This is a genomic window from Pseudomonas sp. SDO55104_S430 (assembly GCF_054070595.1).
Map to the genome: position 1 here is coordinate 1 of NZ_JBSVXG010000166.1, position 13,239 is coordinate 13,239.

General features: G+C 64.7%; 3 protein-coding genes. All 3 read left to right on the top strand.

The window, feature by feature from the left end:
- Window positions 1–299 precede the first annotated feature (299 nt).
- Window positions 300–10,823 carry an autotransporter-associated beta strand repeat-containing protein gene (locus ACW9JE_RS22760; RefSeq protein ID WP_457434012.1) on the top strand — a complete coding sequence of 3,508 codons (10,524 nt, stop codon included), beginning with the start codon at window positions 300–302 and terminating at the stop codon, window positions 10,821–10,823.
- A gap of 205 nt (window positions 10,824–11,028) precedes the next feature.
- Complete coding sequence (gene selD / locus ACW9JE_RS22765) at window positions 11,029–12,063, top strand: selenide, water dikinase SelD (protein ID WP_224540280.1); 1,035 nt, start codon at window positions 11,029–11,031, stop codon at window positions 12,061–12,063.
- Complete coding sequence (gene mnmH, locus ACW9JE_RS22770; RefSeq protein ID WP_457434013.1) at window positions 12,063–13,166, top strand: tRNA 2-selenouridine(34) synthase MnmH; 1,104 nt, start codon at window positions 12,063–12,065, stop codon at window positions 13,164–13,166. Before selD ends, mnmH begins: the two co-directional genes overlap by 1 nt.
- Window positions 13,167–13,239 lie beyond the last annotated feature (73 nt).

Below are 13,239 nucleotides of genomic sequence, written 5' to 3' on the forward strand. Positions count from 1 at the left end.
TCAGTCGATGAATTTGCAGGCTGACACACCGCTTTCGCGAGCAAGCCCGCTCCCACATGGGGCCTTTGTTGGCCTCAGATTTTGTGTACACACCCCCGCATTTACTGGGCCAAAAGCCCTCCCTCACGAAAGTATTAGCACCATTTGACGTGTGCCCCATCGCAAACCAGCTACTACCGTGGGTCAGGAAAGAAACGGTTTCCGGGTCGTAGCAGTTTCGACACGAGCGTCGAGGCATCACCGTCATTGCTACACACCCTTCATGGAATGAAGTGGTTCCCCCACGCAAGGAGCTCCCTGTGGAAGCAAGGTTTCGCATTGCCCTCGTTTCGCGTTTTTCCCCACTTTCCCTTGCCGTGCAACTCGGTGTCGCCGGATTGTTGTTCGGTGCTGCCATTCCGCAGGCGCAGGCCACCTGTTCCACGGCGGGCTCGACAGTCACCTGTACCGGCGTGCCGTCGCTGCCGCTGTTTCTCAACAACTTCTCCAGCGCGACCAGTGGGCTGACGGTCAACGTCAACAGCGGGGCGCAGATGAATGCGACTCTCGGCGGTCATGTCATGGACCTGACCGGAGTCAACATCACGCTGAACAACTCCGGCACCATCGACCCGGCACTGCTTGGCCTGGTCTCGGTACTCAGTGGTGGTGCGTTCATCGGCACAGGCGCCTCCAGTACCGTCAGTATTCTCAACAACGCCAGCGGAATCATCCGCGGCACGGGGATGTTGCTCGGACTCAACCTGACCAGCGTCGACGGGTTGGCCATTGGCGTTAACAACGCGGCAACAGGCACCACCAGCATCACCAACAACGGCACTATCACCTCGACCGGTCTGTCGGTTGGCGGCATCACCCTGGCGGACACGCCGGTGATCGGAGTCATGGGCGGCTCGCAAGTCAACATGACCAACAGCAGCACCGGTGTCATCAACGGCCGGGTGGCATTCGAGACTTCGGCGGGGGGCAATACGTTCACCAACGCTGGCGCGATTACCGGTGGTGTGTCGATGGGCGCCGGCAGCACCAATACCTTTACGGCGGTGACCGGTTCCAGCGTCAACGTCGGTGACGGTGTGCAAATCAGCGTCGGCCTCGGCGGTCTGATCGGCATCAACCTGACCTTCGCCCCGACCGGCACGGTCGACGGCGGTGCTGCCGGCAACAACAACCTGATCCTGCAAAACACGGCCGGGATTGGCGGCGGCACCTCGGGTACCGGCACGGCGTCGAGCGCGACTTACGTGAACTTCAATAACCTCACCCTCAACAGCGGCACCTGGACGTTGCAGGGGCCGTTGGTCAGTGGCGCGACCACGCTCAATGGCGGCGTGGCGCAATTCAACAACAACGCCACGTTCGGTTCCGGGGTGATCACCTCCAACGGCGGGACTCTGCAGGCCAGCAACGCCGGGCTGAACATCGGTAACCTGATTTCCCTTGGCGCGGGCGGCGTCACGGTGCAGGGCGCCAACGCCACCACGTTGAGCGGCGTGATCTCCGGCAGCGGCGGCCTGACCAAACTTGGTGCCGGTCAACTCAACCTCAGTGGTGTCAACACCTACCTGGGCGGCACAACGCTCAGCGGCGGTACGGTGCAGGTGGGCAACAATCAGGCGTTGAGTACAGGCACGATCAACGTCACCGGCGCCTCGACGCTGTCGGCACCGGGCACGGTCAACCTGAGCAACGCCATCAGTCTCGGTGCCGGCCTGACCGCTTCCGGCACCGGTGCGCTGACCCTTGGCGGACTGATCTCCGGCAGCAGCGGTATCACCAAGACCGGCTCCGGCAGCCTGACCCTCAGCGGCGCCAACACCGGTTACAGCGGCACCACCACCCTGAGCACCGGCTCCTTGCTGGTCGGCAACAACAACGCCTTGGGCAGCGGCGTACTGAACACCGCCAGCGGCACCACCCTGGACAGCACCGCCAACGTCACCCTGGCCAACAACATCGGCATGACCGGCGCGCTGAACGTGCTCGGCAGCAATGCCCTGACCCTGGGCGGCGTGTTGTCAGGCACCGGCGGGATTACCAAATCAGGCACCGCAAGCCTGACCCTGACCGGCAACAACACCAACGCCGGCAACACGGTGCTCAATGGCGGCACGTTGTTCGTCGGCAGCAACACCGCCCTCGGTACGGGCGCGCTGAACGCCGCCGCAGGCACCACGCTGGATGCGACCACGGCGGTGACGCTGGCCAACGCCGTCACGGTGGCGGCAAGTCTGACCCTCGGTGGCACCCAGGCATTGGGCTTGAGCGGCGTCGTCAGTGGCGCCGGCAACCTGATCAAGAACGGCACCGCGAACCTGACCTTGAGCGGCAACAATACCTTCTCCGGCGGTACCGCGCTCAACGCAGGCACCTTGATTGTCGGCTCCAACACGGCGCTGGGGACCGGTGCTTTGACCGCCGCCGCAGGCACCACGCTGGATGCCAGCACGGCGGTTGCGCTGAACAACGCGGTTTCCCTCGGCGGCAACCTTAACGTCGGCGGCAGCGCCAACCTGACCCTCGGCGGCGTGGTCAGCGGCAGCGGCGGGCTGACCAAAAACGGTGCGGCCAATCTGATTCTCAACGGTGCCAACACCTTCCTCGCCGGCACCACGCTCAACGCCGGCACCCTGACCGTGGGCAACGCGGCCTCCCTCGGTGCCGGCAACCTCACTGTCGGCGGCGCGGCAACCCTGGACAGCAATGCGTCCGTGGCCTTGAACAACAACGTCACACTCAACAGCGCCTTGAGCATTGGCGGCAGCAATGCCCTGACGCTTGGCGGCGTGATCAGCGGCGCGAGCCAGTTGATCAAGAATGGCGCGGCCAACCTGATCCTCAACGGTGTCAACACCTTCAGCGGCGGCACAACCTTGAACGCCGGCAGTGTGACCGTCGGCAACGGCTCGGCGCTCGGTACTGGCGCACTGACCGTGGCTGGGGCGAGCACCCTCAACAGCAGTTCGGCGGTGACGCTCAATAATGCGATCAACCTCAACGCCAACCTCACCACGGGCGGCGCTAACGCGATGACCCTCGGCGGCGTGATCAGCGGCGCCAGCGGCCTGATCAAAACCGGCGCATCGAGCCTGACCCTCAATGGCAGCAACACCTACAGCGGCACCACGGCGTTGAACGCCGGCTCGCTGATCGTCGGTTCCAACACCGCGCTCGGTACCGGTGTGTTGAACGCCGGCAACGGCACCACCCTGGATGCTGGTACGGCAGTCTCTCTGGCCAACAACGTCAACCTCGGCGGCAACCTGACCGTGGCCGGCAGTAATGATCTGACCCTCGGCGGTGTCGTTGGCGGTATAGGCGGACTGACTAAAAACGGTGCGGCCGACCTGACCCTCAACGGCGCCAACACTTACTTTGGCAACACCGTACTCAACGCCGGCAAACTGATCGTCGGCAGCAACACCGCGCTGGGCGCCGGCGCACTCAACGCCGCCGCCAACACCACGCTGGACAGCAACACCGCCGTCAGTCTGCTCAACGCGGTGAACCTGGCTGGTGCGCTGAACGTCGGGGGCACGGCGGATCTGACCTTGAACGGAACGGTCAGCGGTGTCGGCAGCCTGGTGAAAAACGGCAGCGCCAACCTGATCGTCAATGCCGCCAACAATTACCTCGGCGGCACCACGTTGAATGCCGGAACATTGATCGTCGGCAACAGCTCGGCCCTGGGCGTCGGTGCGCTGACAGTGGCCGGTGCGGCGACGTTGGACAGCAACTCGCCGCTGGTCAGCCTCAGCAACAACGTCGCCCTCAACGCCGCGCTGACCGTCGGCGGCACGCAGAACCTGTCCCTCGGCGGCGTCGTCAACGGGACCGGTGCACTGGTGAAAAACGGTGCGGCCAACCTGACCCTCAACGGCGTCAACACCTACCAGGGCGGCACCACCCTCAATGCCGGTACGCTGACCCTCGGCACGTCCAGCGCGTTGGGTAGCGGTGCGCTGACTGTCGGCGGCGCGGCGACGCTGGACAACAGTTCGGCCTTCAGTCTGGGCAACAACGTCACCCTCAACGCCGGACTGACCCTCGCGGGCAACAACGACCTGACCCTCAGCGGCGTGATCGACGGCGCCGGCAGTCTGAACAAGAATGGCTTGTCGGACTTGACCCTGTCAGGCAACAACACTTTCACCGGCGCACTGAACATCCTTTCCGGCAGCGTCAGCACCCTCACTGCCAATGCGCTGGGCAATACGTCCGGGGTGAATATCAGCGCCGGTGCCGGGCTCAACCTCGGCAGCAACGCCAGCCTCGCGGCGCTGACCGGCAGCGGCAGCGTGCAGGCCGGTTTCGGCACCACGCTGACCGTGGGAGGTGCCAGCAGCACCAGCACCTTCGACGGCGATATCAGCGGCAGCGGCGGCCTGACCAAAGTCGGCACCGGCACCTTGAATCTCACCGGGATCAATGGCCTGACCGGCAACACCACGGTCAACGGCGGTACGCTGGACCTGAGCGGCTCCCTGGCCAGTGCGCAGGTCAACGTCAACAGCGGCGGCACCTTGACCGGTACCGGTTCGATGCTCGGCACGCTGAACGTCAACAGCGGCGGGCACCTGGCGCTGTCGTCGGGCAATACTCTTTCCGCCAGCTCGCTGGTGCTGGGCGCCGGCAGCAACGTCGACGTGGCACTCGGTACGCCTTCGACCGCCTCGTTGATGAACGTCGGCGGCAACCTGACCCTCAATGGCAATCTCAACGTCACTGACGCCGGTGGTTTTGGTGTCGGTGTCTATCGCCTGTTCAACTACGTAGGCGCCCTGACCGATCTGGGCCTGGATGTCGCCAGCGTGCCGGTCGGTTTCGGCCTGGGTGATCTGGTGGTGCAGACCGGCGTGGCCAATCAGATCAACATTCAAGTCTCGGCGCCGAATTCCAACATTCGCTACTGGGACGGCAGCCAGACCATTGCGAACGGTTCAGTGGATGGCGGCACCGGCAACTGGACCGCGGCAGGCACCAACTGGACCAACGCCAACGGCACACTCAATCAGACCTGGGCCGGCGACTTCGCGGTGTTCCAGGGCACGGCCGGCACCGTCACAGTGGATGGCACGCAACTGTTCACCGGCCTGCAGTTCATGACTGACGGCTATAACCTGGTCAACGGCACGGCGGGGCAACTCACCGCCGTCAATGGCACTGGCGGCACCACCGCCGTGCGGGTCGATCCGGGCGTGACCGCCACCGTCGGCGTCAATATCAACGGCAGCGGCATCCTCAACAAACTCGACACTGGCACCCTGGTGCTCAACGGTGCCAACACCTACACCGGCGGCACCGAGCTGGACGGCGGCACAATCGTGGTCGGCAACAACAGCGCGCTGGGCAGCGGCCTGCTGACCGCCAATGCCGGGACGCAACTGGACAGCAACACCGCCGTCACCCTGGGCAATAACGTCACCCTCAACGGCAATCTCACCGTGCTCGGCAGCAATGCGCTGACCCTGGGTGGCGTGATCGGCGGCACCGGTGGCCTGATCAAGAACGGCTCGGCCAATCTGACCCTGGCTGGCAACAACGCCTTCCTCGGGCCGGTGGCGCTGAATGCCGGCGGGCTGATTCTGGCGTCGAACGCGGCGCTCGGTTCCGCCACGCTGAATGCGGCCAACGGCACCACGCTGGATGCAGCCACCGCGGTGGAAGTCGCCAACGCGATCAATCTGGCGGGCAACCTCGGTATCGTCGGCAGCAATGACCTGACCCTCGACGGCTCGATCAACGGCGCCGGCAGCCTGACCAAGAACGGCGCGGCCAACCTGACCCTGAGCGGCAGCAACAACTTCCTCGGCGGCATTACGCTGAACGCCGGCACCCTGACGGCCGGCAGCAATGCCGCGCTCGGCCTGGGCAACCTCACGGTTGGCGGTGCTTCGACGCTGGACAGCGACAGCGCAGTGACCTTGGGCAACAACCTGGTGCTCAACGCCAACCTGACCAACGCCGGCAACAATGACTTGACCCTTGGCGGCACGGTCAGCGGTACCGGTGGATTGATCAAGGACGGCGCGGGCAACCTGACCCTCAACGGAATCAACACCTGGCAGGGCGGCACCACGCTGAACGCCGGCACCCTGACCCTCGGTTCCGCGGGCGCGTTGGGCGGGGGCGCACTGACCGTGGCGGGCGCTTCGATCCTCGACACCAGCGCACCGATGGTGCTGGCCAACGATGTCAATATCAACGCCAACCTGACCGTCGCCGGCAATAACAATCTGGTTCTGGGCGGCGTGCTCGCGGGGGCCGGCACCTTGGTCAAGGATGGCGCGGCCAACCTGACGTTGAGCGGCAACAACAGCTTCAGCGGCCTGTTCGATGTGGTGGCGGGCAGCCTGACCACCTTGAGCAGCGGGGCGCTGGGCAACAACGCCGGGGTCAACCTCGACAGCGGCACGGCGCTCAACCTTGGCGCTTCCGGCAGTCTGGCGAGCCTGACCGGCAGCGGCACCGCCAACGTCGGTGTGGGCAGCACCCTGAGCCTCGGTGGCAGCAATTTGAGCAGCACTTTCGATGGTATTCTCAGCGGCAGTGGTGGCCTGACCAAACTGGGCAGCGGAAACTTGACCCTGACCGGCCTCAACAGCCTCACCGGCGACACCAACGTCAACGGCGGCACCCTGCAGGTCGACGGTTCGCTGGACAGCATCAACGTGCTGGTCAACAACGGCGGCACCCTGACTGGTAACGGTGACCTCAGCGGCGCTGTGACCGTGGCTGATGGCGGGCACCTGGCGCTGTCCACCGGCAATGCGTTGTCGGTGGGTTCGCTCGTGCTCAACGACGCTTCGAATCTGGATGTCGGTCTCGGTGCACCGGTTTCCGGTGGCGGCAATGCGCTGCTGAACGTCGGCGGCAACCTGACCCTCGACGGCACGCTCAACGTCAGTGATATCGGCGGCTTCGGCACCGGCGTGTACCGGATCATCGACTACACCGGCGGCCTGACCGACAACGGTCTGCTGATCGGCAGCGTGCCGGGCGGCGTGACCCCGGGGGATCTGCAACTGCAGACCAATATCGGCAACCAGATCAATCTGCTGGTCACCGCACCGGGCGTTACCGTGCAGTTCTGGGACGGCAGCCAACTCGCCCCGGACGGTTCGATCAGTGGCGGCAGCGGCACCTGGGGCGGCAGCAACACCAACTGGACCAACGTCGACGGCACGCTGAATCAGACCTGGGCCAACAGCTTCGCGGTGTTCCAGGGTACGGCCGGGACCGTGACGGTCAACGGCGCGCAGACCATTACCGGCCTGCAATTCGCCACCGACGGCTACACCCTGCAAAACGGCACCGCAGGCTCGTTGAACCTGGTCAACGGCAGCCTCGGCAATGCCACTGTGCGGGTCGATCCGGGCGCTACCGCGACCCTCGATGTGGCACTCAACGGTAGCGGCACCCTGGGCAAGTACGACACCGGGACCCTGGTGCTCAACGCCGCCAACGGCTATACCGGCGGCACCGCGCTCAACGGCGGCAAACTGGTGCTGGGCAACGACGCAGCCCTCGGCACCGGAGTGCTGACCGCCGCCAACGGTACGGCGCTGGACGCCAATACCGACGTCACCCTCGCCAACGACGTGGTACTCAATGGCGGCCTGAACGTCGCCGGCTCCAATGCCATGAGTCTCGACGGGGATATCAGCGGCGCGGGCAGTCTGATCAAGACCGGCGCGGCCAGCCTGACCCTCAACGGCAACAACACCTATGGCGGCGGCACCCAGCTCAACGGCGGCACGCTGATTCTGGGCAACAACAGCGCCATCAGCAGCGGCGCGCTGAGTGTGCTAGGCAACGCAACCCTCGACAGCAGCGCCGATCTGCAACTGGCCAACGCCATCGTCCTCGGGTCGCAACTGACCCTGGCCGGCAACCAGGACACCACGCTCATCGGTGCGATCAGCGGCGGCGGCAGTCTGGTGAAAAACGGCAGCGGCGAGCTGATGCTCAGCGGCGCCAACACCTACAACGGTGGCACGACCCTTAACGGCGGCATCACCCGTGGCGACACCAGCAGCCTGCAAGGGGCGATCGTCAACAACGCGGCGCTGGTCTTCGAGCAGAACAGCGATGGCAGCTATACCGGCAACCTGACCGGCGCCGGTACGCTGAGCAAAACCGGTAATGGTCAATTGCTGTTGACCGGCACCAACGGCTTCACCGGCAACACCGATGTGCAGGCTGGCGTGCTGCGGGTCAACGGCAGCCTGAGCAGCGCCAATGTCGCGATTGCCAGTGGTGCAAGTCTGGCCGGCAGCGGGCAATTGGCCGGCGCGGTGCAAATGGCAAGCGGCGCGACGCTGCTTGGCGGTGGCGGTACAACGCCGTTGTCGGTGGGTTCGCTGGCCTTGTCTTCGGGCACCGATCTGGACTTCACGCTGGGCTCGGCCACCAGTTCGACCACGGTGGTCGATGTCGCCGGCAACCTGACCCTCGACGGCACGCTAAACGTCAGCAACGCCGGCGGCTTCGGCACCGGTGTCTATCAACTGTTCCGCTATGGCGGCAGCCTGACCGACAACGGTCTGGTCTACGGCAGCCTGCCGGTATCGGCGGCCAACCTGACCCTGCAAACCGCGTTGGCCAACCAGGTCAATCTGCTGGTGCAAAACACCCCGGGCGAGGTGCAGTTCTGGAACGGCGGCAAGACCAATCCTGACGGCACCATCAGCGGTGGCAGCGGCGTTTGGGGCCCGGGCACCAACTGGACCGATCCGACCGGCAACCAGGCGCTCGCTTCGAACGGTCAGTTCGCGGTGTTCGGCGGGCAGGGCGGCACGGTGACGGTGGTGGGCAACCAGAACTTCACCGGCCTGCAATTTCTCGACAGCGGTTACAGCCTGGTGCCCGGCGCGGCCGGCAGCCTGACCCCGGTCAACGGCCCGGGCGGCACACTGGCACCGGTGCGGGTGAATGCCGGCGTATCGACCGAGATCTCCGCACCGCTGGTGGGCAGTGGCGGCATCGAGAAACTCGACTCCGGCACTCTGGTACTCAGCGGCGCCAATACCTACAGCGGTGGCACCACCGTCAGTGGCGGTACGCTGATCGGTAATACCACCAGCCTGCAGGGCAACATCCTCGACAACGCCTTGTTGGTGTTTCAGCAAAACGTCGATGGCCAGTTCAACGGCACCCTCAGCGGCACCGGGACGACGATCAAGCGTGGTAACGGGACGCTGCTGTTGACGGGCAACCAGCCATTCAGCGGCGCGGTGGCGGTGGATCAGGGGCTGTTGCAGGTCGGCAGTCTCGCCGCCCGGGCCTCGCTTGCCGGACAGGTGACCGTGGCCAACGGCGCTGGCCTGGCCGGTAACGGTAGTGTCGGTTCGCTGGTCAACCACGGGCTGGTGAGTTCCGGTGCACAGGCCGGGACCTTGAGCGTGACCGGTAATCTGACCAACGCAGCCGACGGCGTGCTGGCATTGACCGTCAGCTCGCCGGATGCCACACCACTGGCAGTCGGCGGCAGCGCCACCCTCGGTGGCGGCCTGCAAGTGCAGAGCCTGGCACCGCTGACCGGCAACGCGGTGTATTCGCTGATCACCGCGGGCGGTGGCGTCAATGGCACTTTCAGTGCGACCGATCTGCCGAGCTATGCGTTCTACGACACATCACTGCTGTACGGCGCCAATCAGGTGTCCCTGGCGGTGAGCCGCAACGGCAATTCCTTCGTCGATGTCGCCGCCACCGGCAATCAGCGCGGCACCGCGTCGGCGCTGATGCGTAACGGCGCGGCGGGCGCGACGTTGCGTAGCCAGATCTTCAATCTGAGCATCGCCGATGCCCGCGCGGCTTTCGACAGTCTGTCCGGGGAAATCCACGCCAGCACCGCCAGCGCGATCCTCGAGGATTCGCGCTACATCCGCGACGCGGTCAACGACCGGATGCGTCAGCCGTCCTGCAGTGGTCCGGATGATCCACGTCGGGCACTGGCACCGAGCGACAACCAGCTGAGCAGCAACGGTTGCCACGGCGAGATGGTCGGCTGGGCGCGAGCCCTGGGTGCCTGGGGTGAATCCGATGGCGACAGCAACAGCGCCAGTCTGGATCGCAACCTCAGCGGCTTCATGCTCGGCACCGACAAGCAGCTCGACGACCAGTGGCGTGCGGGCATGGCGGCCGGCTACACACGCAGCGACATCGACGCCCATGACCGGCGCTCGGATGCCACGGTGGAGAGCTATCACCTGGCGGCCTACCTCAACTCGCAGTTCGATGCCCTGGCGGTGCGCCTCGGCGCGGCCTACAGCTGGCATGACATCGAGAGCAAGCGCAACGTCAGCGTCGGCTCCTACAACGACCGTCTGAAAGCTCATTACGATGCCCGCACCGCCCAGGTATTCGGGGAAGTCGGTTATGTCCTCGAAGCGGCGGGCGTGGCGCTGGAGCCTTTCGCGGGGCTGGCTTACGTCAACTACGACAGCGACACCGCCAAGGAAAAAGGCGGAGTAGGACGGCTGGAGGCCGATGCCGATCAGGACATTACCTTCTCCACTCTGGGCGTGCGGGCCGGCAAGGTCATCACGCTGGACAACGGCGGGCAATTCACGCCGCGTGCGGCGATTGGCTGGCGGCATGCGTTTGGGGATACCAAGTCGGATGCGGACCTGACCTTTATCGATGGCGGGGCTTCGTTCAGCACTCAGGGCGTGCCGATTGCCGAGGACAGTGCGGTGGTGGAAGCCGGGGTGGACTTCCAGATCAGCCCTACAGCCAAGTTGGGGATCGGGTATTCGGGGCAGATCGCGAGCGAGAGCGAGGATCATGCGATGACCATCAGTTTCAGTATGGGGTTCTGAGCCAGTCCCCCTGCAGGAGCGAGCTTGCTCGCGATGCACTGGAAGGCGCCGCTGGGTGTCAGGTTTCCAGCGTTATCGTTGGCGACCATCGCGAGCAAGCTAGCTCCTACAGGGGTTATTTGTCGGCCACAGATTTTGTGTTTATGAATCCCCTAAACACCCTCTGTTAGAATCGGCACCATTGACTCCTCCAAGGTGCCCCTCCATGAGCGAACCGATTCGTCTGACCCAGTACAGCCACGGCGCTGGCTGCGGCTGCAAGATTTCCCCTCAGGTACTGGAAGTGATCCTCGCCGGCAGCGGGGCGCAGAACCTGGACCCGAAACTCTGGGTCGGCAACGCCTCCCGTGACGACGCGGCGGTCTATTCGATCGATGAAGAGCGCGGCGTGGTTTCCACCACCGACTTCTTCATGCCGATCGTCGACGATCCCTTCGATTTCGGCCGTATCGCCGCCACCAACGCCATCAGCGACATCTACGCCATGGGCGGGGATCCGCTGATGGCGATCGCGATCCTCGGCTGGCCGGTCAATGTGCTGGCCCCGGAGATCGCCCGCGAGGTGATTCGCGGCGGTCGCTCGGTGTGTGACGAGGCGGGCATTCCCCTGGCCGGCGGGCACTCCATCGACGCGCCGGAGCCGATCTTCGGCCTGGCCGTGACCGGGCTTGTGGAAAAGCGCCACATGAAACGCAACGACACCGCCACCGCCGGTTGCCTGCTGTACCTGACCAAGCCGCTGGGCATCGGCATCCTCACCACCGCCGAGAAGAAGGGCAAATTGCGCAACGCCGATGTGGGCCTGGCCCGCGACTGGATGTGCACCCTGAACAAGCCCGGCAGCCGCTTCGGCAAACTCGCAGGCGTCACCGCGATGACCGACGTCACCGGTTTCGGCCTGCTGGGGCATCTGGTGGAAATGGCCGACGGCAGCCAGCTCACCGCGCGCATTCGCTACGACCAGGTGCCACGTCTGCCGAGTGTCGAGTACTACCTCGAACAGGGCTGCATCCCCGGCGGCACCCTGCGCAACTTCGACAGCTACGCCAGCAAGCTCGGACGCCTGCAGGAACTGCACAAGCGCGTGCTGTGCGATCCACAGACCAGCGGCGGGCTGCTAATCGCTGTCACCCCCGAAGGTAACGACGAGTTCCTGGCCGTGGCGCGGGACCTGGGCCTGACATTGGAGCCTATCGGCGAACTGGTGGAGCGACAGAGCCACGCGGTCGAGGTGGCTTGATGTCTGTCGACTGCACCGATTACCGCGACATCTTCCTCAACGACCGACCGATGATGGACGCCCGCGCGCCCATCGAATTCACCAAGGGCGCGTTCCCCGGCGTGGTCAACCTGCCGCTGATGAACGATCACGAGCGCCAGCGCGTCGGCACCTGCTACAAGCAGCAGGGCCAGCAGGCCGCCATCGAGCTGGGGCATCAACTGGTGTCCGGCGCCATTAAGGCCGAGCGCATCCAGGCCTGGGCGGATTTCGCCCGGGCCCATCCCGACGGTTATCTGTACTGCTTTCGCGGCGGCCTGCGCTCGCAGATCGTCCAGCAGTGGCTCAAGACCGAGGCCGGCATCGACTATCCGCGGGTCGGCGGTGGCTACAAGGCGATGCGCACCTTCCTGCTCGATACCCTCGATCAAGCGGTTACCCAGTGCGATTTCGTGCTGCTGGGCGGCATGACCGGCACCGGCAAGACCGACGTGCTTACTCAGCTGAGCAACGGCGTGGACCTTGAAGGCCACGCCAATCACCGTGGTTCCAGCTTTGGCAAGCGGGCCACCGGCCAACCCTCCAACATCGACTTCGAAAACCGCCTGGCGGTGGACCTGCTGAAGAAGCGTAACCAGGGCATCGAACAGTTCGTGCTCGAAGACGAAAGTCGCGCCATCGGCAGCTGCGCGTTGCCGTTGCCGCTGTATCAGGGCATGCAGCAGTTCCCGATGGTCTGGCTCGAAGACAGCCTGCAGGGGCGAGTCGAGCGGATCCTGCGCGACTACGTGGTGGACCTGTGCGCCGAGTTCATCCGGGTGCATGGCGAAGAAGGCTTCGCGCTGTTTTCCGAGCGCATGCTGGCGAGCCTGAACAACGTCTACAAACGCCTGGGCGGCGAGCGGCATCGGCGGATGCTGTTGCTGATGGAAGATGCGCTGGCAGAGCAGGGGCGCAGTGGCGCGGTGGACCTGCACCGGGGCTGGATCGAGGGGCTGTTGGTTGAGTATTACGACCCGATGTATGTGTTCCAGCGCGAGAAGAAAGGCGCGCGGATCGAGTTTGCGGGGGAGCGGGGGGCGGTGGTTGAGTATTTGCGTGAGAGGTTGAATCAGAAAGGTTGAGGGTAAATTTTCCGGCCTCTTCGCGGGCAAGCCTCGCTCCTACAGGTCTTGGCGCGATGCAATCTGTAGGAGC

Bases quoted from the DNA above. Each gene is read 5' to 3' on its own strand.
- selD (WP_224540280.1), top strand. From the start codon at position 11,029: ATGAGCGAACCGATTCGTCTGACCCAGTACAGCCACGGCGCTGGCTGC.
- mnmH (WP_457434013.1), top strand. From the start codon at position 12,063: ATGTCTGTCGACTGCACCGATTACCGCGACATCTTCCTCAACGACCGA.